This window comes from Streptomyces yunnanensis (assembly GCF_029011865.1).
Lineage (GTDB): Bacteria > Actinomycetota > Actinomycetes > Streptomycetales > Streptomycetaceae > Streptomyces > Streptomyces yunnanensis.
On the sequence record NZ_CP095749.1, the window covers coordinates 1,470,425 to 1,496,920 of the forward strand.

21 protein-coding genes and 2 pseudogenes are annotated in these 26,496 nt (G+C 71.7%); 13 read left to right on the top strand and 10 right to left on the bottom strand.

Annotated features, from left to right (window positions below):
- Nucleotides 1–15: 15 nt before the first annotated feature.
- The 4 genes from MOV08_RS06390 to MOV08_RS06405 form a co-directional block, all read right to left on the bottom strand.
- Nucleotides 16–771 (bottom strand): polyprenol monophosphomannose synthase, encoded by a 756-nt coding sequence (locus MOV08_RS06390; RefSeq protein ID WP_275306652.1) that lies wholly within the window; start codon nucleotides 769–771, stop codon nucleotides 16–18.
- On the bottom strand, nucleotides 768–2,432 hold the full coding sequence (gene lnt, locus MOV08_RS06395; protein ID WP_275306653.1) for an apolipoprotein N-acyltransferase: 1,665 nt from the start codon (nucleotides 2,430–2,432) through the stop codon (nucleotides 768–770). Before lnt ends, MOV08_RS06390 begins: the two co-directional genes overlap by 4 nt.
- A gap of 530 nt (nucleotides 2,433–2,962) precedes the next feature.
- The gene (locus tag MOV08_RS06400) at nucleotides 2,963–4,624 is read right to left on the bottom strand and encodes an amidohydrolase (protein ID WP_275306654.1); all 1,662 of its coding nucleotides are present in this window, start codon (nucleotides 4,622–4,624) and stop codon (nucleotides 2,963–2,965) included.
- Nucleotides 4,625–4,685: 61 nt separating this feature from the next.
- Nucleotides 4,686–5,126: an Lrp/AsnC family transcriptional regulator gene (locus MOV08_RS06405; protein ID WP_026248099.1), complete on the bottom strand. Its 441-nt coding sequence runs from the start codon at nucleotides 5,124–5,126 to the stop codon at nucleotides 4,686–4,688.
- A gap of 213 nt (nucleotides 5,127–5,339) precedes the next feature.
- On the opposite strand from MOV08_RS06405, the gene MOV08_RS06410 reads away from it, so the two are divergent.
- Nucleotides 5,340–5,765, top strand: coding sequence for a hypothetical protein (locus MOV08_RS06410; protein WP_203232522.1), 426 nt, complete (start codon nucleotides 5,340–5,342; stop codon nucleotides 5,763–5,765).
- 22 nt (nucleotides 5,766–5,787) lie between these two features.
- Here MOV08_RS06410 and MOV08_RS06415 read toward each other — a convergent pair whose 3' ends face one another.
- From MOV08_RS06415 to MOV08_RS06425, 3 genes are all read right to left on the bottom strand, one after another.
- The gene (locus MOV08_RS06415; RefSeq protein WP_275306655.1) at nucleotides 5,788–6,996 is read right to left on the bottom strand and encodes a phosphotransferase family protein; all 1,209 of its coding nucleotides are present in this window, start codon (nucleotides 6,994–6,996) and stop codon (nucleotides 5,788–5,790) included.
- Nucleotides 6,993–8,147, bottom strand: a complete 1,155-nt coding sequence (locus MOV08_RS06420) for an Rv3169 family protein (RefSeq protein WP_275306656.1) — start codon at nucleotides 8,145–8,147, stop codon at nucleotides 6,993–6,995. The genes MOV08_RS06415 and MOV08_RS06420 overlap by 4 nt, the downstream gene beginning before the upstream one ends.
- 273 nt (nucleotides 8,148–8,420) lie before the next feature.
- Complete coding sequence (locus tag MOV08_RS06425) at nucleotides 8,421–9,593, bottom strand: acyl-CoA dehydrogenase family protein (protein WP_039630246.1); 1,173 nt, start codon at nucleotides 9,591–9,593, stop codon at nucleotides 8,421–8,423.
- 362 nt (nucleotides 9,594–9,955) lie between these two features.
- On the opposite strand from MOV08_RS06425, the gene MOV08_RS06430 reads away from it, so the two are divergent.
- A complete protein-coding gene (locus tag MOV08_RS06430) occupies nucleotides 9,956–11,284 on the top strand; it encodes a glycoside hydrolase family 18 protein (protein WP_275306657.1) in 1,329 nt (442 codons plus the stop codon).
- Between the two features lie 134 nt (nucleotides 11,285–11,418).
- Here the strand turns inward: MOV08_RS06430 and MOV08_RS06435 are convergent, their stop codons facing one another.
- Nucleotides 11,419–12,075 (bottom strand): TetR/AcrR family transcriptional regulator, encoded by a 657-nt coding sequence (locus MOV08_RS06435; RefSeq protein ID WP_039630249.1) that lies wholly within the window; start codon nucleotides 12,073–12,075, stop codon nucleotides 11,419–11,421.
- Between the two features lie 144 nt (nucleotides 12,076–12,219).
- Here MOV08_RS06435 and MOV08_RS06440 point away from each other — a divergent pair, with 144 nt between their 5' ends.
- From MOV08_RS06440 to exaC, 4 genes are all read left to right on the top strand, one after another.
- A complete protein-coding gene (locus MOV08_RS06440) occupies nucleotides 12,220–12,834 on the top strand; it encodes a DUF6230 family protein (RefSeq protein WP_275306658.1) in 615 nt (204 codons plus the stop codon).
- Nucleotides 12,825–13,847 (top strand): DUF6114 domain-containing protein, encoded by a 1,023-nt coding sequence (locus MOV08_RS06445; protein ID WP_275306659.1) that lies wholly within the window; start codon nucleotides 12,825–12,827, stop codon nucleotides 13,845–13,847. Before MOV08_RS06440 ends, MOV08_RS06445 begins: the two co-directional genes overlap by 10 nt.
- Nucleotides 13,848–13,934: 87 nt before the next feature.
- Nucleotides 13,935–15,242 (top strand): helix-turn-helix domain-containing protein, encoded by a 1,308-nt coding sequence (locus MOV08_RS06450; RefSeq protein ID WP_275306660.1) that lies wholly within the window; start codon nucleotides 13,935–13,937, stop codon nucleotides 15,240–15,242.
- Between the two features lie 143 nt (nucleotides 15,243–15,385).
- The gene (gene exaC / locus MOV08_RS06455) at nucleotides 15,386–16,909 is read left to right on the top strand and encodes an acetaldehyde dehydrogenase ExaC (protein WP_275306661.1); all 1,524 of its coding nucleotides are present in this window, start codon (nucleotides 15,386–15,388) and stop codon (nucleotides 16,907–16,909) included.
- 162 nt (nucleotides 16,910–17,071) lie between these two features.
- Here the strand turns inward: exaC and MOV08_RS06460 are convergent, their stop codons facing one another.
- Together MOV08_RS06460 and MOV08_RS06465 are read right to left on the bottom strand one after the other, a co-directional pair.
- Complete coding sequence (locus tag MOV08_RS06460; RefSeq protein ID WP_275306662.1) at nucleotides 17,072–17,533, bottom strand: site-specific integrase; 462 nt, start codon at nucleotides 17,531–17,533, stop codon at nucleotides 17,072–17,074.
- 151 nt (nucleotides 17,534–17,684) lie between these two features.
- Nucleotides 17,685–18,086, bottom strand: a complete 402-nt coding sequence (locus MOV08_RS06465; protein WP_275306663.1) for a MerR family transcriptional regulator — start codon at nucleotides 18,084–18,086, stop codon at nucleotides 17,685–17,687.
- 121 nt (nucleotides 18,087–18,207) lie between these two features.
- On the opposite strand from MOV08_RS06465, the gene MOV08_RS06470 reads away from it, so the two are divergent.
- From MOV08_RS06470 to MOV08_RS06500, 7 genes and pseudogenes are all read left to right on the top strand, one after another.
- Nucleotides 18,208–19,188, top strand: a complete 981-nt coding sequence (locus MOV08_RS06470; RefSeq protein WP_275306664.1) for an alpha/beta hydrolase — start codon at nucleotides 18,208–18,210, stop codon at nucleotides 19,186–19,188.
- A 151-nt stretch (nucleotides 19,189–19,339) separates the two neighbouring features.
- Nucleotides 19,340–19,687: pseudogene (locus tag MOV08_RS06475) on the top strand (transposase); the annotation flags it as partial.
- 904 nt (nucleotides 19,688–20,591) lie between these two features.
- Nucleotides 20,592–20,858: pseudogene (locus MOV08_RS06480) on the top strand (reverse transcriptase domain-containing protein); the annotation flags it as partial.
- 149 nt (nucleotides 20,859–21,007) lie between these two features.
- Complete coding sequence (locus MOV08_RS06485; RefSeq protein WP_275306665.1) at nucleotides 21,008–21,712, top strand: group II intron maturase-specific domain-containing protein; 705 nt, start codon at nucleotides 21,008–21,010, stop codon at nucleotides 21,710–21,712.
- A gap of 30 nt (nucleotides 21,713–21,742) precedes the next feature.
- On the top strand, nucleotides 21,743–22,789 hold the full coding sequence (locus MOV08_RS06490) for an IS3 family transposase (protein ID WP_275306316.1): 1,047 nt from the start codon (nucleotides 21,743–21,745) through the stop codon (nucleotides 22,787–22,789).
- 397 nt (nucleotides 22,790–23,186) lie between these two features.
- Nucleotides 23,187–24,713, top strand: a complete 1,527-nt coding sequence (locus MOV08_RS06495; protein WP_275306666.1) for an alpha/beta hydrolase — start codon at nucleotides 23,187–23,189, stop codon at nucleotides 24,711–24,713.
- Entirely contained in the window at nucleotides 24,710–25,879 is a 1,170-nt protein-coding gene (locus tag MOV08_RS06500; protein WP_275306667.1) for a serine hydrolase domain-containing protein, read from the top strand. The genes MOV08_RS06495 and MOV08_RS06500 overlap by 4 nt, the downstream gene beginning before the upstream one ends.
- Nucleotides 25,880–26,496 lie beyond the last annotated feature (617 nt).

The window sequence follows — 26,496 nt, forward strand, 5'->3', positions numbered from 1 at the left end:
CGGCCCGCCCGGCGGTCAGCGACCGCGGATCTTGCTCACCTTGGAGCCGACACCCCAGGCGGTGATCCGCCAGAGCGCCTCCACGACGATGTCGCGGCTCATCTTGCTGTCGCCCAGCTCCCGTTCGACGAAGGTGATGGGCACCTCGACGACGTGGAAGCCGGACTGGACCGCGCGCCGGGCCAGATCGACCTGGAAGCAGTAGCCCTGGGAGGCCACCTCGTCCAGGCCCAGGCCCTGCAGCGTCTCCACCCGGAAGGCGCGGAAGCCGCCGGTGACGTCGCGGATCGGGACGTCCAGCATCAGCCGGGAGTAGGTGCTGCCGCCGCGGGAGAGGACCTCGCGGTACTTGGGCCAGTTGACCACCCGGCCGCCGGGCACCCAGCGCGAGCCGAGCACCAGGTCGGCGCCCTTGAGGGCGGTGAGCAGCCGGGGCAGTTCCTCGGGCTGGTGGGAGCCGTCGGCGTCCATCTCGACCAGCACGCCGTGGCCCTGTTCGATGCCCCAGCGGAAGCCGGCGAGGTAGGCGGCGCCCAGCCCCTCCTTGCCCCTGCGGTGCAGCACGTGGACCTTGTCGTCCTCGGCGGCCAGTTCGTCGGCGAGCTTGCCGGTGCCGTCGGGGCTGTTGTCGTCCGCGATCAGGACGTGCGCCTCGGGGACGGCGGACCGCACCCGCGAGACGATCGGCTTGATGTTCTCCGCCTCGTTGTACGTCGGAATGATCACCAACGTGCTGCCGAGCGGACCGTACTGCCGCTGACCGTCTGTCACTGCTGCCCCTTCTCGTCCTTCGTACGCCCGCGGCGGCCGACGATGACGGCGGCCCCGCAGGACAGGAGGCCCACGATAGCGAGCAGCCACTCGGGAGCCGCTCCAACGCGGTCGGCGAGCGTCGTTTCGTCGCGCAGGGGGATGCGGGCCGAGACCACACCCTGGGTGAATTCGGGAATCTGGTGCGTAACGGTCCCGTCGGGGGCGACCACCGCACTGATCCCGCTGGTGGCCGCGGTGACCACGGCCCGGCCGTGCTCGACGGCCCGCAGCTTGGACATCGCCAGCTGCTGCTCGGGCTGGCCTGTGCGGCCGTAGGTGGCGTTGTTGGTCTGGATGACCAGAGCGCGGGCGCCGGCGCCGACGGTGTCGTGGACGATCTCGTCGTAGGCGACCTCGAAGCAGATGACGTCGCCGAGCTTGGCCGGGCCGACCTTCAGCAGGCCGGTGTGGTCGCCCGGGTAGAAGTCGCGGGGCACCCGCTGGAACCGCGTGATGATCTTGCTGAGCTGCTCCCGGAACGGGACGTACTCGCCGAACGGCACCGGGTGCTGCTTGGTGTACGAGGCGCCCGGACCGGTCCTGGGGTCCCAGACGATGCCCTCGTTGAAGACGTAGCCGGGCTTGGTCGGATGGTCCACCAGGGCGCCGACGAGGACCGGCACACCGATCGCCTTCACGGCCTGGTCTATCCGGTCGTACGCCTGCGGGAACTGGAAGGGGTCCAGGTCGGAGGAGTTCTCCGGCCAGATGACCAGGTCCGGCTTGGGCACGCGGTGGTGCCGGACGTCGTCGGCGAGCTTCTCGGTGGCGGTGGCGTGGTTGTCCAGGATCTTCATCGGGCGACCGAGGAAGTCCATGCCGGGCTGCTGGACGTTGCCCTGCACCACGGCGATCCGGGCGGTGTCGTCGGCCTTGGTGGGGACCGGTACCGCAAGGCCGGCCACGGTGACCGCGGCGGCCAGCCCGAACGCCTCCATCGTCCGGACCACCGCGCGCGGACCGCCGCCGCGGCGCAGCCCCCACAGGGCGGTCGCGGAGGCGGCCAGCAGCGCACCGGCCAGCGCGACGGCGAAGGTGACCAGCGGGGCGCCGCCGAGCGCGGCGAGCGGGGTGAACGGCGAGCCGGTGTTGGCGAAGGCCAGCCGGCCCCAGGGGAAACCGCCGAACGGCAGCCGGTCCCGGGCCCATTCCTGGGCGACCCACAGGCACGCGGTCCACAGCGGCCAGGCGGGCAGCCGGGAGGTGAGCGCCAGCCCCGCACCCAGCAGCACGACGAAGAGCGTCTCGGCGACGGACAGGCCCACCACGGCGTCCCAGCCGACGACGTGCAGCCACTTCAGCAGGATGAGGAAGAACGGCAGCCCGAAGGCGAAGCCGGTCCAGGCGCCCTGGCGGGCCCGCCGGCCGCGGGTCAGCAGCGACAGCGCGGCCACCGCGACCAGGGACAGCGGCCACAGGTCGTAGGGCGGGAAGGCGAGGCCGAGCGCGACGCCGGCGACGGCCGCGAGGGCGGTGCGCGGCGCCTCGCGGCGGGCCAGGGCGGCCAGTCGGCGGGCGCGACCGGGGCGGCGGTCGGCGCCGGTCACGGTGGACGGCACCGCGCCGACGGGCGCGGGGCCGCGCACGGCTTCTGCGGTGGTGTCGGAACCCGATGGCACGGTCGCGGGCCTTCCTGCAGGTCGTCCGGTTGTCAGCTGACCGTACATCGGGGGGCCGGGGGCGTGGGGCCGGGGTGCGCGGACCGTGCGCGGACCGTGACGAGCGCGGCGCCCGGTGCCGTCTGGTGCGGGGGGGTGGGGTGCGGATCGGGGCCCGGCGCCCTTCGGGCCGACCTGGGACCCGCTGGCTGCGGGTCGACCGAGAGCCGTTGTCTACTGAGCGCCGGGCCCCATCCGGGTCGCACCTGCCGACCGACCTAGCCATCGCCCTGGCGCTGGACCTGGCTCCCAGTGGCGGCGTGCCGGATGGCTCGCCGTCCCATGGCCCAGCTGCGTTCGACGACTGCGCGGAGGTCTCCCGGTCGGACGTCCTGTGGTGGACCCGGCCGAACCTACCCGCCGACCGGCGCCTGCTGTCAACAGTCGCTCCGCCAGCGTGGTTTTCGCGTCGTCCCAGGTCAGTGCCGAGCCTTCCCAGGTGGGGCAGGCAGGTTCGGGCGCGGTGTCCGCCGCCACCGGCGCCCGCGATGTCACTCGATCGGCCGGTCGAAGATCGGCCGTCCGCCGACGACCGTGCGCAGGCAGTGCGGGAGGTCGTTGCCGGGGGTGAGATCGGGCAGGCCAGGGGTGCCGGAGCGGGGGTCGGTCGACCAGCGCTCGACGCGCTCGTCGGGGGCCTGGACGATCAGGTCGCCGGTCCGCCAGACCGCGTAGTCGGCGGGGGCGCCGGGCATCAGGACGCCGGCGTCGTCACGGCCGATGGCCCGCCAGCCGCCGCGGGTGTGGGCGGTGAACGCGGCGCGGGCGGAGATGCCGTGCGTGCGGGTGCGGTGGAAGACGGCGGCGCGCACGGTACCCCAGGGGTCGAGCGGGGTGACCGGGCTGTCGGAACCGAGGGCGAGCGGGACGCCGGCCTTGAGCAGCGCGGCGTAGGGGTTGAGGCCGGCGGCCCGGTCGGCGCCGAGGCGGGCGGCGTACATCCCGTCGGGGCCGCCCCAGGCGGCGTCGAAGCCTGGCTGCACCGAGGCGGTCAGGGCCAGGTCGGCGAAGGCGGCGATGGTGGCTTCGGTGAGCATCTCGGCGTGCTCGACGCGGTGCCGGGCGGCGCGGACGCGGGCCAGGCCGACCCGGTCGGCGGCGGCCCGGACGCCGTCGGTGACGGTGGTCAGGGCGGCGTCGCCGATGGCGTGGAAGCCGGCCTGGATGCCGGCCTCGGTGCAGGCGGCGACATGGGCGGCGACGGTGTCGCGGTCGAGGTGCGCGGTGCCGGTGTGGGTCCCGCCGGCGCAGCCGGGAGGGGCATCGGCGTAGGGGGCGTGCAGATGCGCGGTGTGCGAGCCGAGCGAGCCGTCGGCGAAGAGGTCGCCGGCCGCGCCGTGCGCGCCGAGCTCACGGATCCGGTCGGCATCCTTTGCGGATGCGATCAGTTCGGCCCAGTAGCCGATGACGCGGGGGCCGGTGCCGTCGGCGGCCCGGGCGAGCAGCGCGGTGAAGTCGTCCTCGCTGGAGATCTCCGGGCCGGCGCACTCGTGGACGGTGCCGATGCCGAGCGAGGCGGCCCGGGTCAGCGCGGCGGCCTGGGCCTCGGCGCGCTGGGCGGGGGTGACGGTGGCGTACGCGGCGGCCCGTACGGCGTGGTGGGCGTCGCCGGTCAGCGGTGCCTCGGGGTGGAAGCCGGACCGCTCGCGGATGCCCGGGACCAGGTCGAGCAGGGCGGTGGTGACGACCGCGGAGTGCACGTCGACGCGGGTGAGGTAGAGGGGACGACCGCCGGCGGCGGCGTCCAGTTCGGCGCGGGACGGCGGGCGGCCCTCGGGCCAGGCGCTGGCGTCCCAGCCGTGGCCGAGCAGCACGGTGCCGGCCGGTCGGCCGGCGGCGTACCCGCGGATCCGGTCGAGCGCCTCGGCCAGGGTGGCCGCGCCGGAGAGGTCCAGACCGGTGAGGGTCAGCCCGGTGGCGGTGGTGTGCACATGTGCGTCCGTGAACGCCGGGGTGACCAGCGCGCCGTCGAGGTGGACGATCTCGTCGACGCCGTCGGCGAAGGAGTCGGCCGCGCCCTCCTCGCCGACCCAGGCGATCCGGTCGCCCTCGACGACCATCGCGGTGGCGAAGGGATCGGCGGGGCTGTGCACCTCACCGCCCCGCAGGAGAACGGTGCGGGAGGGGGCCTGCTCGGGGTTGCGCTCGCTCATACCGGACAGTTTCGCCCCTGCGCCGGGGCGCCCGGCGCCCGGGGGTCGACTCCCGGCCGGCTCAGATCCGCGGCGGGCGGGCCTCGTAGGGGGTGGAGAGCACCACCGTCGTGCGGGTGGAGACCCCGGCCAGGCTGCGGATGCGGGTGAGCAGGTGCTCCAGTTCCAGCGGGGTGGCGACCCGGACCTTGAGGATGTAGTTCTCGTCGCCGGCGACGCTGTGGCACGCCTCCAGCTCGGGAACCTCGGCGAGCCGGTCGGCGATGTCGTCGGGGGCGCTGGGGTCGAAGGGTTTGACCGAGATGAAGGCGGTCAGCGGCAGGCCCACGGCCTCGGGGTCGACGATGGCGGCGTAGCCGCGGATGACCCCGCGCTGCTCCAGGCGGCGCACCCGCTGGTGCACCGCCGAGGTGGACAGGCCGGTGGCCTTGCCCAGGTCGGTGTAGCTCATCCGCCCGTCCTTGACGAGCAGATCCACGATTTGTCGGTCCAACTCCTCCACCCGCTCAACCTACTGTGCGCGGGCGCGTGCGCGCAGCGCGCGCTGGATCGTGGACGCCCCAACACCGGCTCATGTGAGGAATGCCACACCGGTGACGCCGGCTCCGTGGGGCGTCGGCGATTATGCGCGCGGCATGAGGGGCATTGCTGGTGTTGGCCGAGACCGCCGGTCACACGAACGAAGTCAGCGGTCCGAGTGGCCCACCCGAGGGGGATGGACATCATGCGACGCCTGAAGCAGGACTTCGCCGCGGCCGACATCGGCGCCCAGGAGGGCGACAGTTTCGACTTCCTGATCGAGGACACCGCGGACGATCCCTTCGACACCTACGAGATCTACCGCGTGAGCTGCCCGGACTGCGGGCAGCCGATCGCGCTGCTGGCGGACGAGGACACCCTCCCGGAGCACGCGCTCTGCCCCTCGCCGTGGAACCCGTTCGCGCTGACGGTGTGCCAGGGCTCCGGCCGGCCGGCGGCCGACGCCGCGGACACCGACGACATGATGGACGCTCACGAGCAGGACGCGGCGATCCTGTTGACCCTTCCCCAGGGCCTGGACTGGCGGCGCCAGCCGTTCTCGCACCCCGGCGGCCCGGGTGAGCGGCCGGCCCGGGTGCCGCGCTCACGCCGCCGGAGCTGAGGTTCCGCGGGCCGGCCGCGGCTCACCAGTAGCGGCCGGCGAGCATCGCCTCCACCGTGTCCCGGTGCATGATCAGCCCGTCGGGGTCGGCCGGGACCGGCACTTCGCCGAAGTGGATCTGACGGTAGGCCACCCTGAGCATCACGATGGCGTGCCGCAGCGCCGCGTAGAGGGTGTGGAACTCCATCGCGCGGGGCTCGTGCCCGGTCAGCCGGGCGTAGCGGGCCTCGACGCGGTCGCGGCGCAGGAAGTCGGGCAGGCCGCGCTGACCGCCGCCCTCCGTGAGGTCCTGGAAGAAGCGGTGGAGGTAGATCATCCAGCCCAGGTCCAGCTCGCGGGGGCCGAGGGCGGCCATCTCCCAGTCCAGGATCGCGGCCGGCGCGAAGCCGTCGTAGACGATGTTGCCGATCCGGGCGTCGCCCCAGGTCAGTACGGTCTCACCGGGGTCCTCGGGCCAGTGGTCGGCGAGCCAGGCGAAGCCGCGCTCGATGAGCGGGGAGCGCGGGAGGCCGTCGACGACCCAGGCGTAGTAGGCGCGTTGGGCGTCGACGTGCCGCCGGAGCGGGCTCCCGGCGCCGGGCAGGGCGAGGAACTCCGCCGATTCCACCGGGACTTGGTCGTGCAGGCGGGCGAGGACGGCGACGCTCGCGTCCTCCAGCCGGTCGCGTTCGGCGTCCGTCGCGTCGTACAGCCAATTCCCCTCGTACGTATAGGGCATGACGTCGGGCGGTACCCGGCCCGGGACGCGGGCCATGGCGAAGAACGGCGCGCCGAGGTGCGCGGGGTCCTCCTCCAGCCAGAAGGGGCGGGGCACCGGCAGATCGGTGCGGTCGGCGACCAGGCGCATGGTGCGGTACTGCCGGGGCATGTCGTAGCGCGGGAAGATCGTGTACGCGGCGGGGTCGCCGGCCAGGCGCAGGACGCAGGAGGTGGGGGCCTCGCCCCGCGCGTGCGCCGCCGAGGGCTCGGCGGAGTCCGGGGCCGGGTGCTCGATGTCGACGAGCAGGGTCTCGCTGGACATGCCGTTGGAGGCGGGCGCGGTGACCGCGGTGACCCGGGGCGCCGGGAGGGGGGTGCCCGCTGCGGGTGGAGGTCCCCCTTGTTCGGGCGGAGTCGGGAGCCCGTGCGAGGGGTCGAGAGCCCGGGTGCGGCTGGCGAGCCAGGCGGTGAGCCGCCGGGTGAGCTCCTCGGGGTCGCGGGTGGTGGTGCGGGGGCGCGGGGTGGCGGTCATCGTGCGGCCTCCCCGGGGCGGTGGGTGCGGCCGGGGGCGACGGAGTCGTAGCCGGTGAAGCCGCTGGGGTCGTGGCGGCCGAAGCTGCCGTGCTCGAAGATGCCGTAGCCGGTGCGGCCGTCGAGGGTGAAGCGGGCGGCGTGATCGGTGACCCCGTAGGCGGCGAGGGGGTGGGCGGCCGGATCGGAGAGATCGTAGACGCGACGGTCGGTCCAACCGCGGCCCTGCCAGGTGCCGTGCTGCCAGTCGTCGGCGGGCGGGTAGCCGGCGCCGAGGGCGAGCGGCGAGGAGGTGAGGATCTCGGCGGTGAGTTCGAGGGGCTTGCGGGCGGGGTCGGTGAGGTGGAGGACGGCGCGCTCGGGGTGGCGGGTGCCGGGGCGGTAGCCGATGTCGGCGTAGGGCCAGCCCAGTTGGCGGTCGGGAGCGTCGTCGCGGACCAGCCGCGCCTCGTTGAGGGTGCGGTGGCCGTCGGCGTCCTCCTGGACGATGACCATGACGAACCGGTCGTCGAAGCGGACCGGGCACCAGATCCAGTGGAACCCCTCGGTGGGCGCCTCGGCGGCGGCCCGCCCGCCGTCCTCGCCGGGTATCGGGCGCACGCCCCAGCTGCGGTCCCGGGTGCCGGTCCACTCCCCCGCGGTGACGGTGAGCCGCTCGCCGGCCGCCCGGAGGGTGCCGGTGCAGGTGCCGGCCTGGACGAAGCGGCGGCCCTCCAGGATCAGCCGGCCGCCGCGGTGCTGGGTGTGGTGCGGTTCCCAGGTGGCGGGGAAGGAGGCGGTCCAGGTGAGGTCGTAGGAGAGGCCGTCGGGGTCGGACGGGTCGGGGTCGCAGGTGAGCCGGAGGCGGCGCAGGGGCTCCTCGACGGTGATCGTGAGCGGGCCGACGGTGAGCGCGAGGCGGTCGTCGGTGAGCGCGTCGGAGGCCCGGACGGCGTGCAGCCGGTCGCCGAGGCGCAGGGTGGCGTAGGCGTCGATGACGCCGGTGTTGGGGTAGACCCCGAGGCCGGCGATGAGCAGGGCGCGGCCGGCGTGGTCCAGGACGTGGAAGATGCAGCGGTCGTAGGCGTTGCGGTCGCTGGTGGCGACCTGCCGCATGGAGAGCGGCGCCTGGTGGATGGGGTATTCGTCGAGCGCGATCGGACGGTCGGACACGGTCCCTCCTGGGCACTGCCGGACGGTGGATCACCGGGAAGCAGAGAATTGACGGTACGTCAGATAGCGCTGGGCGGCCACACCCCTGAGGAAGGTGGTGGGGCGGCTCGCCACCGCGCCCGGTGGCGACCTGTGTGCCGACAGCGCTCCGCATCCGGCCCGGGAGCGACGAAGAGGCGTCCTTGCACACTCGAACCGCCCGTTGTACAAGGCGAGTTCAGGTGGCGCGCGGACGGGCAGGGCGGGGCGTCCGACCGGCCCCGCCCCGGTGGCTCAGTGCGACTCCGGCCCCGCCAGGTGCCGGGCGATCACCATCCGCTGGATCTGGTTGGTGCCCTCGACGATCTGGAGGACCTTGGCCTCGCGCATGAAGCGCTCGACCGGGAAGTCGACGGTGTAGCCGTAGCCGCCGAGGAGTTGGACGGCGTCGGTGGTCACCCGCATCGCGGCGTCCGTGCAGAACAGCTTGGCCATCGCCGCCTCCTTGGAGAACGGCGCGCCGGCGTCGCGCAGCCGGGCGGCGGCGAGGTACAGCGACCGGCCCGCCTCCACCTGCGTCGCCATGTCCGCGAGCATGAACCGCAGACCCTGGAAGTCGACGATCGGGCGGCCGAATTGGCGGCGTCCGGCGGTGTAGGCGAGGGCCTCGTCCAGTGCCGCCTGGGCGATGCCGACGGCGCAGGCGGCGATGCCGAGGCGGCCGGAGTCCAGGGCCGAGAGCGCGATGGAGAAGCCCTGGCCCTCGTCGCCGATCCGGCGGGAGTCGGGCACCCGGACCCCGTCGAAGTGCAGCTGGGCGGTCGGCGAGCCCTTCATGCCCATCTTGCGTTCGGGCTTGGCGGGCCTGAGGCCCTCGGCGTCGCCGGGCACCAGGAAGGCCGTGATGCCGTGGGCGCCGTTGCCGCCGGTGCGGGCCAGCACGGTGTAGAAGTCGGCCACCCCGCCGTGGGTGATCCACGCCTTGGTCCCTTCCAGGGTCCAGCTGTCGCCGCTGCGGGTGGCCCGGGTGGTCAGGGAGGCCGCGTCGGAGCCGGCGGCGGGCTCGGAGAGGCAGTAGGCGCCGAGCAGGCCGCCGCCGAGCATGGCCGGGAGGTGCTCGGCGCGCTGCTCCTTGGTGCCGTATCCGGCGAGCGCGTGACAGGCCAGGGTGTGGACGCTGACGCCGAGGCCGACGGTGAGCCGGGCGGCGGCGAGCTCCTCCAGGACCTGGAGGTAGACCTCATAGGGCTGACCGCCGCCGCCGAATTCGTCGGCGTACGGGAGCGAGAGCAGGCCGGACTCGGAGAGCAGGGCGAACAGGGCCCGCGGGAAGCGGCCGGCTTCCTCCTCCTCGGCGGCCGTTGGCCGGATCTCGCGCGCGGCGAGCTCGCGGACCAGGGCCATCAGGTCGCGGGCCTCCTCGGTGGGCAGCCTGCGGTCCACCGGCGGCGGAACGTACTCGGTCATGGCGGCGCTCTCCTCCCTTTCGGGCGCTACGGCGACGCGCGCAAGGGTGGCGGCGGCGCCGGTTTCCGTCGTGCCTGGCCGATGATCGCTTTCCGGGTCGCGGAAGGCGATGACCTGCGGCTGTGGCGCTAGGAGTATGCCCGATCGGCGGCCCGGCGTCACGGGTTGATCATCGATCGTCGGGCAGATCCGGACCACATCGCGCAGCGGGCGACGCCGTCGGCAAATTGGTCCGAACCATTGACTCAGTGGTCTAGTCCTTCTACCTTCTCCACAACGTTTCGCGCGTTCATGCCAATTCGGCAGGCATGTGCCCCGGAACGCCGTCATGCTCCACCCTCGCCCCCCTCCGAGGAGACGACATGCTCAGACCGCACCGGAAGCGAGCGCCGCGGAGGCTGATCGCCGCCGCGACCGCCCTGTGTACCGCGGCCCTGGCCGGCACGCTGTTCGCCGGTTCCGCCTCCGCCCACCCGTCGCCCGCCACCACCCCGGCAGGAACCGCTGCGCGGAACCCCTCCTTGTCCCCGACCGGCGTCCCCACCGCCACCCACCCGGTCACCGCGGCCCGGACCGCCGCGGCCGGCAACAAGGTCGTCGGGTACTTCACCAACTGGGGTATCTACGGCCGCAACTACCAGGTCAAGAACATCGAGACCTCCGGCTCCGCGGCCAGGCTGACGCACATCAACTACGCGTTCGGCAACGTCCAGGGCGGCAAGTGCGCCATCGGCGACTCCTACGCCGACTACGACAAGGCGTTCACCGCCGACCAGAGCGTCGATGGCAAGGCCGACACCTGGGACGACCCGAACGGTCTGCGCGGCAACTTCAACCAGCTGCGCAAGCTCAAGAAGCTGCACCCCGACCTCAAGGTGCTGTGGTCGTTCGGCGGTTGGACCTGGTCGGGCGGGTTCGGCGAGGCCGCCAAGAACCCGGCGGCGTTCGCCCAGTCCTGCTACGACCTGGTCAAGGACAAGCGCTGGGCGGACGTCTTCGACGGCATCGACGTCGACTGGGAGTACCCCAACGCCTGCGGTCTGACCTGCGACACCAGCGGCAAGGACGCCTTCACCGGCGTCCTGAAGGCGCTCCGGGAGAAGTTCGGCCAGAGCAACCTGGTGACCGCGGCGATCACCGCGGACGCGTCGGACGGCGGCAAGATGGACGCCACCGACTACGCGGGCGCGGCCCAGTACGTCGACTGGTACGACCCGATGACCTACGACTACTTCGGCGCGTGGGACGCCAAGGGGCCGACCGCCCCGCACTCCCCGTTGACGTCGTACGACGGCATACCGAAGGCCGGGTTCAACAGCACCGACACCATCGCCAAGCTCAAGAAGCTGGGCGTCCCGTCGGACAAGCTACTGCTGGGCATCGGCTTCTACGGCCGCGGCTGGTCGGGCGTCACCCAGGACGCACCGGGCGGCACAGCGACCGGCGCGGCACCGGGCACCTACGAGGCGGGCATCGACGACTACAAGGTGCTCAAGAGCCGCTGCCCGGCCACCGGCACGGTGGGCGGCACCGCCTACGCCAAGTGCGGTGACCAGTGGTGGAGTTACGACACCCCGCAGACCATCGGGAACAAGATGGCCTACAAGGACGCCCAGGGTCTGGGCGGGACGTTCTTCTGGGAGCTGAGCGGCGACACCCCCGACGGTGAGCTGATCAAGTCCATCAAGTAGCACCGGGAGCGCCGGCCACGGGGGACCGCACCGACGAACCGCCCCGAGGAACGGGGGACGCGAGCGGGCGGGAGGCGACGGCCTTCCGCCCGCTCCGTCGACCCCGGCCCGACCGAGGCCGGGGCGGCGCCTGGTCAGGCCGGCGGCCGGGGCGGCGCCGGACAGCCCGGCTCGAACTCCTCTATCAGGCGGAGGGTGTCGCCCAGCCCGCGGACCAGCAGCAACGCGACGGTCTCGCGCGGCAGTTCCTGCTCCTCGATCCAGTCGAGGGTGACGCCCTCGACGCTGGAGAGCCAGCCGGTCAACGCCGTGCGGGCGAGCACCGGGATCTCCTCCCGCCCCCAGGCGCCGCGCGCGATGGTGCCGAGCAGCCGGGCACGGACCCGGGCGCGGATCGCCAACACCTCGGCGTCGAAGCCGACCCCGCCCGTGACGATCGTGCGGTAGGCGGCCTGGTGGTGCTGGGCGTAGCGCAGATAGCCGTCGACGGTGCGCCGGACGCGCTCGACCGGTGGCAGGTCGTGGGTGCTTCCCGCCCGCTCGACGAGTTCGGCCACCGCGTCCTCGATGATCGCGAGGTAGTAGCCGCGTTTGTTGGTGAAGTAGTAGTAGATCAGGCCCTTGGCGACCCCTGCCTGGCGCGCGATGTCGTCCATGGACAGCGCGTCGTAGGAGGTGTCGGCGAACAACTTCTTTCCGGTGGCTATCAGTTCGGCCCGACGTGCCTGGTAGCGGTCGGTTCCGTGGGCGCCGCGCGAGGCCGCCCGTCCGCGCTGTTGACTCTTATTCAAAATCCGCCCTAGTCTCCAACTGCCAGGATTTTTGCGCAGTATGACAGAACGTCATCTGCGTCTTCGGCTCTGCGGCGGGCCCCCGCAGACAGCTCCATGAAGCACTTCCCTCGCGCATTCGACCGCTGCCCCGGGGAGGACGCAGTGAGCACACCGAACGGTACGGCGCCCGAAGGACGGACCGCCTGGAAGAAGACCGCGGCGGTGGCGGTGCCCGCCGTCCTCGCCGTGGGCGCGCTGGCCGCCGCGATGGCCCAGGGCGCGTTGGCCGCCTCCTTCGCGGTGTCCGGCAGCAACTTCCAGGTCGCGTCGGGCAAGCTGACCAGCGCCGGCCTCGCCTCGTACGTGCACACCGACCGCGACGCCGACGACCGCGGCCACCCGGTCGCCCTGCTGGGCATCGGCAAGGCCGACCTGACCGACATCTGCCAGGCCGCGCGGGTCGAGACCCCGGTGGGGACCGTGGTGTTCAAGCTGACCGCGGGCGGCGACGCCGGGCCGGTGCGCGCCGACAGCCTCGTCATCGACGGGGAGGACCTGGTCGGCGACGCCCGGTTCGGCACCGCCCAGATCGGCCGGGACGCCGGCACCCTCGACGCGGTGCCGGGGGTCAAGGGCCCGCGTGGGAAGTTCGGACTCCAGGCCGGCACCATCGAGGTGGCCGGCGTCAAGTCGCACGCCTGGTCCGCCACCGGCGGCAACTTCCGCCTCAAGGGGCTGCGGGTGAGCGTCAGCCTGGACGGCCGGACGTGTTTCTGAGCGCGCGCCGCGCCCGGTGGGGCGCCCACCTGGACCGGGCCCTGCCCTGGCCGCAGCGGCGGGCCGCGCTACGCCGGTGGCGCCGGACCCGGCCGTTCTGGGGCGGGCTGCTGCTCCTGCTGGGCGGCATCGAACTGCTGCTGGTGCCGCTCTCCCCGCTGCCCGTGCTGATCAGCCTGGGGCTGGGCGGACTGGCCGCGCTGGGCATCGGGCTGGCGCTGATGGCGGCCGGGGTGTTCCTGTGGTGCACGCCGGCCGCGCACCACTACGTGAGCGTCAACGCGCTGATCCTGTCGGTGCTCTCGTTCGCCGCGACCAACCTCGGCGGGTTCCTGGTCGGGATGGGACTGGGGATCGCCGGCAGCGCGATGGGATTCGGCTGGACGCCGGTCCGGGGCGCCACGGCGGACGGCGGCCGGACGGGGGCGGACGACTCGGAGGGAGCGGCGGGTGGCGGCGAGGCGGAGGACGCGCCGGACCCTGCGCCCGCCCGCCGCGGCACCGGCAGCAAGGCCCTCGCCGTCGGGCTGCCGCTCGCGCTGCTCGCCGCCCTCGGCGGGCCGGCGCAGCGGGCCGTGGCGACCGGCCCGCCGGCGCCGCCGGTCCCGCCGACCGTGACCACCACGAAGTTCGCCCCGCAGGGCTTCACCCTGGCCGGCGTGACCACCGTCCCGACGGTCGACGGGCCGAAGAAGGTGATGGTGCTGCGCATGAAAGCGGCCTCCCTGACCGACTACCGCCTCCTCACCCATGACGCACAGGGCCCACAACTCCGCCTGTCCTCCGACGCGTTGGACCTCAAGGGCGAGGTGACCCTCTACCTCACCAAGTTCAGCGGCTGCATCGAGGGCGTGCTCTGTCTCACCTTCACCCCCGACACCCTGCCCGTTCCCCCGATCGTCCCGCCGTTCGTCTACATGACACGGGTGACCGCCGAGCAGGCCCTGGTGACCTCGGACCTGATCGTCGCGAACGGCCTGCGGCTCCAGGCGGGCGACCCGGCCGGCGGCTGATCCGACACGCCCGACACGGGGTTTACGGCCCCGCCCGCTACGAGCACCATCGGCGTACGGGCAGGAGCCGCAACGGAGAGGTGACGCGTGGGCAATCCTTGGCTGGCGATCGAGGCGGGCGCCGATCCGGCCGAACGTATCCGTACGGTGCGCCGGGCGCACGCGGCGTTCCTGAGCGACGGGACGGTGGCGCCGCCGGTCCGGCAGGTGGTCGCCGACTCCTGGCGCCGCTCGGCCCGGGCGTGCGCGGCCCCGGAGGGCGTGGCCCCCGTCGAACTCGACGAGGCCGCACTGCACAGCTACCGCGAGGCGCACCCGCTGGCCCGCGCGATGCCGGTCTTCCGGGAGCTGCTGGGCAGCATCGCCCAGGACGGGGTGCATCTGCTGGCGGTCTGCGACCCGCAGGGGCGGCTGCTGTGGGTGGAGGGGCACCCGGGGGTGCTGCGCCGTGCCGCACGGATGAACTTCGTGGTCGGCGCCCGCTGGGACGAACGGCACGCCGGCACCAACGCGCCGGGCACCGCGCTCGCCGCCGACCACGCCGTCCAGATCTTCGCCACCGAGCACTACAACCGGCGGGCGCAGCCCTGGACGTGCGCCGCCGCACCGCTGCACGACCCGCGGACCGGGCGGCTGCTGGGCGCCGTCGACATCACCGGCGGCGACCACCTGGCCAGCCCGCACAGCCTCGCCCTGGTCCAGGCCACCGCCCGCGCCGCGGAGGCCCATCTCGCCGTCAGGACAAGGGAGTCGGGCACCCATCTGACGGCGCTCGGGTGCGACGAGGCGCTGCTGGTACGCGACGGCGAGCGCCTGCGGCTGGGCCGCCGGCACAGCGAGATCATGGTGCTGCTGGCCCACCATCCGGCCGGCCTGACGGGGGAACAGCTCGCGGTGCTGCTCTACGGCGAGCGGGAAGTGCGGCCGGTGACCCTTCGGGCCGAGCTGGCCCGGCTGCGGCAGCTCGTCGGCCCACTGCTGTGCTCCCGCCCGTACCGTCTGGGCGCTCCGGTGGAGACCGATCTGTGCGCCGTGGAACGGGAGGTGACGGCCCATCACCTCACCTCGGCGCTCGACGCCTACCACGGCCCGCTGCTGCCGTCGTCCGAGGCGCCCGGCATCCGCCGGCTGCGCACCGCACTGGAGGACCGGATGCGCCGGGCGCTGCTCGCCGCCGGCGACCCGGACCAGCTCCGCGCGTGGGCGCACACGCCCTGGGGCGAACACGACCTGGAGATCCGGGAGGCCCTGGTGGACGCCCTGCCGGAGCGCTCCCCAGCGCGCGCCGCGTCCGCCACCGCCGCCGGTCGGCTGCGCACCGAGTACGGCCTGACCGCCGGCCGCACCGGCCCGCGCCCCGGGCTCGCCGACCGCACCGGAGCCGCCGCCCCGTGACGGAACGCCACCGGCCCACCGGCCCCGCTCCCCCACCCCGCACCGCGCAACGTTCGTGCAACGTTCGCCGCCCTACCCTCCCCACCACCGCCCGCCGCACGGGAGCGGCGGGCCACGCCGCGCAAGTGATGGGGAGGCCGTCCGTGGCACGTTATGCGCACCCCGGGTCCACCGATGCCGTGATGAGCTATCAGTCCCGCTACGACCACTGGATCGGTGGTGAGTTCGTGGCGCCCGCCCAGGGCCGGTACTTCGAGAACCCGACGCCGGTCAACGGTCAGCCGTTCACGGAGGTCGCCCGCGGCACGGCCGAGGACGTCGAGCGCGCCCTGGACGCGGCCCACGCCGCCGCCCCCGGCTGGGCCCGCACGCCCGCGGCGGAACGCGCCGGTGTGCTCAACAGGATCGCCGACCGGATGGAACAGCACCTGGAGGCGCTGGCGGTCGCCGAGAGCTGGGAGAACGGCAAGCCCGTACGGGAGGCGCTGGCCGCGGACATCCCGCTCGCCATCGACCACTTCCGCTACTTCGCGGGCGCGGTCCGGGCCCAGGAGGGCACCCTCTCGGAGATCGACGAGGACACCGTCGCGTACCACTTCCACGAGCCGCTGGGCGTGGTCGGCCAGATCATCCCCTGGAACTTCCCCATCCTGATGGCGACGTGGAAGCTGGCCCCGGCGCTGGCCGCCGGCAACACGGTGGTCCTCAAGCCCGCCGAACAGACCCCGGCGTCGGTGCACTTCCTGATGAGCCTGATCGCCGACCTGCTGCCGCCGGGCGTCGTCAACATCGTCAACGGCTTCGGCGTCGAGGCGGGCAAGCCGCTGGCCTCCAGCCCCCGGGTGGCCAAGATCGCCTTCACCGGCGAGACCACCACCGGCCGACTGATCATGCAGTACGCCTCCGAGCACCTGCGGCCGGTGACCCTGGAGTTGGGCGGCAAGAGCCCCAACATCTTCTTCGACGACGTCTCCCGGGCCGCCGACGACTTCCAGGACAAGGCCCTCGAAGGCTTCACCATGTTCGCCCTCAACCAGGGCGAGGTGTGCACCTGCCCGTCCCGGGCGCTGATCCAGCGCGGGCACTACGCCGACTTCCTGGCGGCCGGCGTCTCCCGCACGGAGAAGATCGTCCAGGGCCACCCCCTCGACACCGACACCATGATCGGTGCGCAGGCGTCCAACGACCAACTGGAGAAGATCCTCTCCTACTTCGACATCGGCCAGAAGGAGGGCGCCAAGGTCCTCACCGGCGGCACCCGGGCCGAGTTGGGCGGCGAGCTGGAGGGCGGCTACTACGTCCGCCCGACCGTCTTCGAGGGCAACAACGACATGCGGATCTTCCAGGAGGAGATCTTCGGCCCGGTCGTGGCGGTGGCCCCGTTCGCCGACTTCGACGAGGCGATCACGATCGCCAACGACACCCTCTACGGCCTCGGCGCCGGCGTCTGGACCCGCGACGGCTCCACGGCCTACCGCGCCGGCCGAGCCATCCAGGCCGGCCGGGTATGGACCAACTGCTACCACGCCTACCCCGCCCACGCCGCCTTCGGCGGCTACAAGCAGTCCGGCATCGGCCGCGAAACCCACAAGATGATGCTGGACCACTACCAGCAGACCAAGAACCTGTTGGTCTCGTACTCGCCGAAGAAGCTCGGGTTCTTCTAGAGGCCCAAGGAAAGGCGCCTGACCTGGGCTTTAGCCGGTCAGGCGCCTTCCGCTCGGCCCGCTCATCCCAGGGCCCGGTCTACGCCGCAACTCCCAGTTTCTCCCACCGCTATCCCGCTCCTGACCAGCTGTTCCGGACCAGTCGCGGACCAAAGCCCCGACTCACCCCTCAGGCACCACACCCTGGCTGACGCGGTCCCACTCCTTCATCGACTGCTCGATGAGGCGGTTGGCCTGTTCCCGGACCCCGTCCAGGAACTTGGCGTAGTGGCGGAAGAGGACTTCGATGCTCTGCCCCGCGCGGCGAGCACATTCGGCCGGGTCCACACCGGAGTACAGCCAGAACGAGATCCCGGCGTGCCGGAGGTCACCGGCTTCCCTGTCTACCAGTGCCGCCTGCCGGTGTCCCGGCAAACCAACGAATACTGCACCGATCTGCTGAGCCGCCACCTGAAGAAGATCGGCTCCCGCTGGCGGCGTCTGGCACCCGGACGGATCGTCGTCATCGTGCTCGCCGTGCTCCGCCACGACCAGCGCATCGCCGACATGGCCGGCGGCAACCAGGTCGGCGACACCACCGTGCGCCGCTGGCGCGACGAACTGATATCCCTGCTCGCGGCCCACGCACCCCGTCTGGACCGCGCGTGCAAGAGGAAGCCGCCGGATACGGATCACGCGACCTGCCCGGTCAGGGAGTGCAGGCAGCCGGCGACCCCGTCACCCCGGGCCGAGGGGGAGCTGGTTGCGCAGGCTGTTCCGGCGAAAGTGAAGGAGCCTACGAGCCTCCGCCCGCCCGACCGGAGGGATCGGCGGCGGCTCTCATGCCGCGTACCGTCTCCAGGTATTCGCCGATCGCGTCCCGGTTGCGGGTCAGGCAGTCGATCCGCTGCGTCAGGTGGCCGTGTTCGCACTCCAGAACCCTGAGCATCTCGGGCGTCAGATCGTCGAAGTAGATGCTCCGGGGCTTGTCCAGGCAGGGCAGGATCTGCCGGATGATCCGGGTCGGCAGCCCGGAGCCGAGCAGTCCCTTGATCTGCATCACACGGCCCACGTGAGCTTCCTCGTACTCACGGTAGCCGTTGTAGGAACGCCCAGGCGTGATCAGCCGCTGCTCCTCGTAGTAGCGCAGCAACCGCCGGGAGGTGCCGGTGCGTTCCGCTAGTTCTCCGATCCTCATGCCGCCGAGCGTACGGCGTCGCCTTCGGGCCCCGTTTGACCTTCACATATATGTGAGGGTCTGAGACTCGCAGGGCGGCCAGGACGCGGCCGCTGTGCATCTGCGACGAGGAGGACCTGCCATGGTCTCGATCGATGTTCCCGTCTTCTACCAGGAATGGGCGACTCGCAGCGGCGGTGTCATCGACGCTGCCGCCGGGGTAGGCCCCGACACTGTGGAGGACGCCCGGCTCGCCTACCGGAAGTTCTTCCAGGACAGCTTTCCGGCACCGGACGGGGTGACCTTCGACTCCGTGGACGCGGACGGGGTGGCCGCCCAGTGCGCGACTCCCGCGGACGCCGTCCCCGGCCGGCACCTGGTCTATCTCCACGGTGGCGCCTACCTGGCGGGAGACCCGCAGGGCTACCGTGGCCTGGTCGGCGATCTCGCCCGACGCCTGCGCGCCCGCGTTGTGGTCCCGCACTACCGGCTCGCGCCCGAGGCGGTCTTCCCCGCCCCCATCGAGGACGCCGTCACCGCTTACCGCTGGCTGCTGGAAGAGGGCGCCGAACCGCACAACGTGGTGCTCGCCGGCGACTCCGCCGGTGGCGCGATGGCGGTCAGCGCCCTGGTCGCCGCCCGTGACCAGGGACTTCCGATGCCGGCCGCCTCGATCGCCATCTCCCCCTGGGCCAACCTCGAACACACCGGGGCCACGATGTTCACGCTGGACGGCGTGGACCCGTCCGTCAACCGTGCGGGGCTGAGCCGCGCCGCGGACATCGTCCTGGGCGGCGCCCCGCGGAACAACCCGCTGGCCTCGCCGGTCTTCGCCGACACCCGCGGACTGCCTCCGGTTCTGATCCAGACCGGCGGTCACGAGGTCATGCTCAGCGACGCGGTCAGGCTGGCCGCCAAGCTGGCCGAGGACTCCGTACCCCTGCGCCTGGATGTCGCGCCGGGGATGGGACACGTGTGGCATCTGCTCGCCGCTCACCTCCCTGCCGCGGACAAGGCGGTCGCCGACGCCGTCGCCTTCGCCGAGGAGCACCTTCCTGCCGCGGTCGCCGAGGAGAACGTCGAGGGCCTCGGCCGCCCTCAGCCATCCCGCCTCTCGATATAGAAAAGCCCCGCCATTTTGAAGTCGCAGGTCATCGGGGTGGCATGATCTCCTGTCGGGATGCTCGTGCTGGTCGCGGGCGGCAGTCTTGGGCCAAGCCCATCTGAACCGCTCCGGGTCTGATGGAGGCTCGATTCCCTGAGAGGATCGAGTCATGGCACGTCCGTCCCCTTACCCTGCCGAGCTTCGCGAGCGTGCGGTGCGCATGGTCGCGGAGATCCGTCCGAACTACCCGACCGAGTGGGCCGCGATGAAGGCGGTCGCGGCGAAGCTGGGCATCGGTGCGGCCGAGACGGTGCGGACCTGGGTCCGCAAGGCCGAGGTGGACGCGGGCCAGCGGCCCCGCACCATGTCCGAGGAGGCCGCTCAGATCAAGCGTCTGCGGGCGGAGAACGCCGAACTGCGGCGGGCGATCGAGATCTTGAAGGCGGCGTCGGCTTTCTTCGCGGCCGAGCTGTGCGCCACGAGGCGCGATGTTGATCGAGAGGTGGTGAAAGACCACACCCGTCGGGCCGTCGCAGCGGCCTGATCGAAGCCTGGGGGCAGCCCGATCCGGGGAACGCCGGGGAGGGTGGCAAGCGGCCCCGACGACAGCGGGACGTGCCGGAACTGCCAGACGGTGCGGGCCCGTTCGGCGAGGTCAGAAGGTGTAGCGAGAGCGAACCAGTGGTTGACGCCCCGTAACAGCGAAGCCGGGTCAAATCTGGTGGATATGGGCCGGTGCGCAGTGCGTGAGGGCTGGGCCTTTCGGGCCGGTCCTCAACTCCGAAGCCGTTTAGTTCCGTCGGTGGGGAGGCCACGTCGAAGGTCTGCGGCGTAGACGTGGCGATGCTGCCGGGGTAGAGCTGGGCACCTACCTGACCGATCGATCACATGGTGAACGTGGGAACCATCCGCGGTCGCCCTCCTGCCGGATAGCCATTTCGGGGCGGGCAGGTCCGTTGCCGGCTGAGGACCGTGGGATGGGGCGGAGGCCCCGTAGTAGTCGCGGGCGTGACGACCCGCCGTGGAGGCCGTGAGAGACGGCTGCAGGGCCAAGGGGGCCAGCAAGTCAGCAGTCGAGGCTGCTGGAATATCGGGAGGTTTTCGCTGGTGAATACCGACGAACTGGAGCACGCCGTATATATGGCGGAGCGACGGGTACTGAATATCCAGACCAAGCTGCACCGTTGGGCTCGTGATGATCCTCATCGCAGGTTCGACGACCTCTACAACCTCGTTGCCGATCCCGGCTTTCTTCTAGTGGCCTGGGATCGGGTGCGGGTAACAAGGGTGCCCGCACGGCTGGCGTGGACGGACGAACGGCTCGTTCGGTCGAGGCCGGGCAGGGGGTCGGGGATTTTCTCGACGCTCTGCGGTCGCAGTTGAAGGACCGTAGTTTCCGCCCGCTTCCGGTTCGGGAGCGCATGATCCCGAAGGCAGGTGGGAAACTTCGCCGCCTGGGGATCGCGACCATCGCCGACCGGGTGGCCCAGGCATCATTGAAGCTGGTGTTGGAGCCGATTTTCGAGGCGGATTTTCTCCCGTGCTCCTACGGGTTCCGTCCGAATCGCCGGGCCCATGACGCGGTAGCCGAGGTGCGCTACCTCGCCTCGCGACCACGCAATTATGAGTGGATCGTTGAGGGTGACATCACGGCCTGCTTCGACGAGATTTCACATTCGGCCCTGATGGACCGCGTGCGGCGTCGAGTTGGAGACAAGCGCGTACTGGACCTGGTGAAGGCATTCCTCAAGGCGGGCATCCTCGGTGAGGACCGCCTGCTGCGGAGACCACTGCCGGAACCCCACAGGGGTCGATCCTCTCGCCTTTGCTCAGCAACGTGGCGCTTTCCGTCCTGGACGAGTACATCGCCCAGGCGCCAGGAGGCCCCGGAGCTGGGAAGCTGGAACGAGCCAGACGACACCGTCACGGTCTGCCCACCTATCGCCTTGTGCGATACGCGGACGACTGGTGCCTGATGGTATTCGGTTCCCGAGCGGATGCCGAAGTTCTGCGCGAGGAGATCGCAGAGGTCTTGTCCACGATGAGGTTGCGCCTATCACCGGAGAAGACCTTGATCACCCATATCGAGGAAGGGCTGGATTTTCTCGGGTGGCACCTCCAGCGCCACCGCAAGAGAGGAACCAGCCAGCACTACGTCTATACATACCCCGCAAAGAAGGCCGTCCAGGCCGTGAAGCGGAAAGTGAAGACGCTGTGCCGAGAGGTCGAAGTGAATCAACCGTTGGACGACCTGCTGCGTCGACTGAATATGGCGTTGCGGGGCTGGTGTGCCTACTTCCGGCCCGGGGTGTCCTCCGTGACCTTCGCCTACTTGAGCCACTACGTGTGGCAGACGGTATGGCGATGGATGCGGCGCAAACACCGCCGGTCCACCTGGAAGGAAATCCGCAACCGTTACTGCGGCGGTGGATGGTGGCCCGCCAGTGAGAACAGGGAGCTGTTCGATCCCGAGAAGGTAGGCACGACTCGCTACCGCTATCGGGGTTCCGTTATCCCGACTCCCTGGCCTGTCACGGGATGAGAACGTCCAACACGCGGCTCTTTCCGGGGCTTGTGGAGAGCCCGGTGCATTGAGAGGTGCCCGCCGGGTTCGGGAAGCGGTCCGGGGAAACGGGCCGGTCGAAAGGCCGGAACCGCGCCCCGGGCCGACTTTCACCGACCGGCCGTCAAAGCGCTCGTAGCGTTCATCGACGAGTTCAAGAAGGTGTTCGGGGTCGAGCCGATCTGCCGTGTGCTCTCCAGCCACGGACTGAAGATCGCAACGAGCACCTACTACGCCGCCAAGAACCGCGCTCCCAGCGCCCGCGCGATGCGGGACACGGAGCTGAAGGCGCACATCAGTCGGGTGCATGCCGACAACTACGGCGTCTACGGAGTCCGGAAGGTCTGGCGGCAGCTGCATCGCGAGGGCATAGTCGCGGCCCGCTGCACGGTCGCCCGGCTGATGCGCGAGCTCGGCCTGGAAGGCGCCCGTCGTGGCAAGAAGATCCGAACCACCCTGCGCGACGATGGGCATGAACGGGCGGCTGACCTGCTGCAACGCGACTTCACCGCCTCCAGGCCGAACGAGCGATGGGTCGCGGACTTCACCTACGTCGCCACCTGGTCCGGGATCGTCTACGTCGCATTCGTCATGGACGTGTTCTCCCGGGCGATCGTCGGCTGGTCCGCGGCGACCAGCAAGCGGGCCAAGCTGGTCCTCGACGCCCTCGACATGGCCCTATGGCGCCGCAATCGCGCCGGAACTCCCGCTGGACCAAGGCTGGTTCATCATTCGGATGCGGGCAGTCAGTACACGTCTTTCGCGTTCACCGCGCACCTGATCGAGGCCGGCATCGACGCCTCGATCGGCACCATCGGCGACGCCCTGGACAACGCGCTCATGGAGGGCCAGATCGACCTCTACAAAACGGAGCTGATCAAACCCCGCAGGCCCTGGCACGGCCTCGCCGACATCGAGCTCGGCACCGCGGAATGGGTCGACTGGTTCAACAACCAGCGCCTCCACAGCGCGACCGGCGACATCCCGCCCCATGAGTACGAGACCAACCACTACGCTCAACACCAACCCCGACCGGCGGCTGGAGTCAACGTATAGAGCCTCCACCGGTCCCGGAGCGGTTCACCAAGACCGCCGACGAAATCCTCGACAAAGTCGCCGCATACTGCAAACGAATCCCTGACCCAGGACACTAAGGGTTGTCCCGTAATCCCTGGCGGGCGCACGACGACAGCTACGGCCCTCCCCCAGCTGACGCTGGGAGGTACCCCCACGCCGCGTTGTCGGAACATCCGGATACGCCCGGTATCCGGATGCCCCTCCGCCTTGCGATGCACCGCATCTGACGCCGTGCGCTGATCCACCAGGGATTACGGGACAACCCTTAGGCAGAGGTGGGGAAATCCCCCGTATGGCCTGTAGGGCCGGCCCGATGGCCGCCCGCCGGGCCGCCTTCTAGGGTCGGGGCAATCAACCGTCCTGCCCCAGGAGCACCATGCGCGCCCTGCCTCTGCTCACCGCCGGCCTCGTCTTACTCGTCGCCCAGCCCGCCCAGGCATCCCGGCCGGTCCAGGCATCCCCGCCGGGCCCCCTCCGTTGGGGCGCCTGCCCGGCTGCGCAGAAGGACCTCGTCGCGGCCGGCGCGGAGTGCGGCGACCTGACCGTCCCCCTCGACTGGTCGGTACCCGACGGCCGCACCATCCGCATCGCGGTCTCCCGGATCAAGGCCAAGGATCGGGCCCACCGCCGCGGCATCCTGCTGTCCAACCCCGGCGGGCCCGGCGGCTCCGGCCTCGCCAACACCCTGGGCCTGCGGCCCGCGTTGCGGGATGTCGCCGACCACTACGATCTGATCGGCTTCGACCCCCGCTTCATCGGCGGCAGCACCCCGCTCGGCTGCGGCCCGGCCCCCGCGCCCGCCCCGCCCCGCGAACGCACCTCCCCGCGCCGTGACTTCGAGGACGGGGTGGCCCGGAACCGGGCAACCGCCGCCCGCTGCTTCGCGCACGGGGACAACGCGGTCCTCCTCCCTCACGCGTCCACCCGCAATGTCGCCCGCGACATGGACGCCATCCGCGCCGCCCTCGGTGAGCGCAAGCTGTCGTACTACGGGGTCTCCTACGGTGCCGACCTGGGCGCGGTCTACACCCAGCTGTTCCCGGACCGGGTGGACCGGATGGTCGTCGACTCGTCCACCGACCCGGACACCACCCAGTACGAGCTGTTCCGGCGGGCCGGGAAGCCGCTGGAGTCCGGTCTCGACGAGTGGGCCGCGTGGACGGCACGGCACGCCGGCACATACCGCCTCGGCCGCACCGCGCCCGAGGTCCGCGCGACCGTCCAGCGCCTGCTCGACCGGGCCGAGCGGCGGCCGGTCCCCGTCGCCGGTACCCGGCTCGGCGCACCGCTGATCCGGCTGTTCCTGCGGCAGTTCGTCCAGCAGCAGGAGGACGACGCGGCGCTGGCCCGCACCGTGCGCACCCTGGTGGACGCGGCGGACGGCCGGAAGGTGCGGCCCAATCCGGAGCTCACCGGCATGCTGGCGTTCCTCAACTCCCCCGAGATCGCCGCATCGTTCACCGGCGGCGCCGTCTTCATGTGCGGCGACGGCGGCTGGCCGGCGGGCGGCTGGCCCGGGGAAACGGAGACCTACTGGCGGAACATCCAGCACAGCCGGGCCGCCCAACCCGTCTTCGGCCCCCTGGTCAACGACATGATGGCCCCCTGCCCGTTCTGGAAGACGGCGCCCCGTGAACCCGGCACCCGGATTGCCAATTCCGTGCCCGTCCTGATGCTCCAGGCGATGCGCGACGGCAACGTCCCCTACGACGGGGCGCTCGCCCTGCACCGCAAGCTCAAGGGCTCGCGCCTGGTGTCGGCGGACATCCGCTCGCACGGCGTCTACGGCCGCGGCGCGCAGGGGCGCACCTCCGTCCCGTGCGCGGACCGGGCGGTCAACGGCTATCTGCGCGGCGGGCCGCTGCCCGCCCAGGACCTGACCTGCCCGAAGGGGACACGATGACGATCGGCAGAAGGACGGCCCTGGCAGCCGCCGCCACGGCCCTCGTCACGGGTACGGCACCGGCCGCGCGGGCGGCCCGGCAGGACGGTCCGCTCCAGCGGGACGCGGACGCGGTCCGCGCCACCGGGGCGACCGGCGTCCTCGCCGAGGTGCGCACGGCGCGCGGCCGGGCCGCGGCCCGGTCCGGCGTCGCCGACCTCACGACGGGCGACCCCGTGCCCTGGGACGCCTACTACCGCATCGGCAGCGACACCAAGACCTTCACCGCCGCCCTCGTCCTGCAACTCGCCCACGAGAGACGGGTGTCACTCACCGACACGGTCGAACGGTGGCTGCCCGGACTGGTCCACGGCAACGGCAACGACGGCCGCCGGATCACCCTGGTCAACCTGCTGCGCCACACCAGCGGACTCAACGAGTACGCCGAATTCGGCGACTTCACGCCCGAGGCGTACCGCGCGGCCCGCTTCCGGCCGTCCGACCCGCCGGACCGGCAGGTGGCGGCGGCCCTGCGACGGCCGCCCGGCTGGCTGCCGCGCCGCGACGACCCGGCGGAGGAACGCCGTTGGGGCTACTCCAACACCGACTATGTCCTGCTCGGCATGGTGCTGGAGAAGGCCACGGGCCACTCCTGGGCCGAGTTCCTGCACGATCGGATCCTCGAACCGCTCGGCCTGCGGCACACGTTCACCCCGGGGAGCTCGCCGTACGTCCCCCGGCCCACGGCCACGGCGTACACGGAGTTCCCCGGGAGCCCCCGGCCGGTGGACACCTCGCTGGCCGCCGGGGGCTGGGCGGACGGCGGAATCGTCAGCACCCCGCGCGACCTGGCCGCGTTCCTGAGCGCGCTGATGGGCGGACGGCTGCTCCCCGCGGCGCAGCTGGCAGCGATGCGGCGGACGGTCCCCGCCGAGGGATGGATCGCCGCTCCGGGCGTCCGCTACGGGCTGGGCATCGCCTGGCGCCCGGTACCCGGCAGCCGCTCCGGGATCTGGTTCCACGGTGGCACGCACCTCGGCACAGTCTCCGAGAGCGGTGTCACCCCGGACGGGGATCGCGCCGTGGCGACCGCGGTCTTCACCCTGCGCACGGACCCAAAGGGCCGGGAGGCCCAGGCCCGGGCCGCGCTCCGGCTGGTGGACCGAGCCCTGGTGCGGCGGGACTGAGTGGGTGACGCTGTCGGGGATCTTGATTGCGCCGTGAGGCGCTGTGGTTCGAGTGGAGGTGCAAGACCGTCACCTCTGGCCTGTCGCAGCAGGTCAGCGTAGCTGAGGGCAGCCTGATCCGGGTGGTGCCGGGGAGGGCGGGAGCGGCCCTGACAAAGCCGGGACGTACCAGCACTGCCAGATGGTGCGGGTCCGGCGAGCGAGACGAAGAGGAGTACGCGAGGAACCGGCGTTACTACGTCCTTCAACCCCGACACCGGCTCGAACCTGGCGGATCTGGGCCGGGCGCGGTGCGTCTCGTCGTCCGAAGGGGCGGCGGGAACTTCCACGACCGTATTCAAGAGCGGGCGTGGGAGGCCACGAGGAAAGCCTGCGGCGTACTCGTGGCGAGGCCGCTGGGACGCAGTCGGGCTCCTACTTCGACAAACGAATCACAGTGAACACGGGAACCGTCCGATCACAGCTCCACGCTCCTCAACTCCCAGATGAGGAACGCGGATAGGTGCACCGACAGCCGAACGGATCGGACGGGGCGGAGCCGCCGTAGTACTCCGAGGCCGGGAAAGCCGGTCACACGGGGAAGGGCGGCAGCGGAAAACATGCAAGGAGGGACTGCA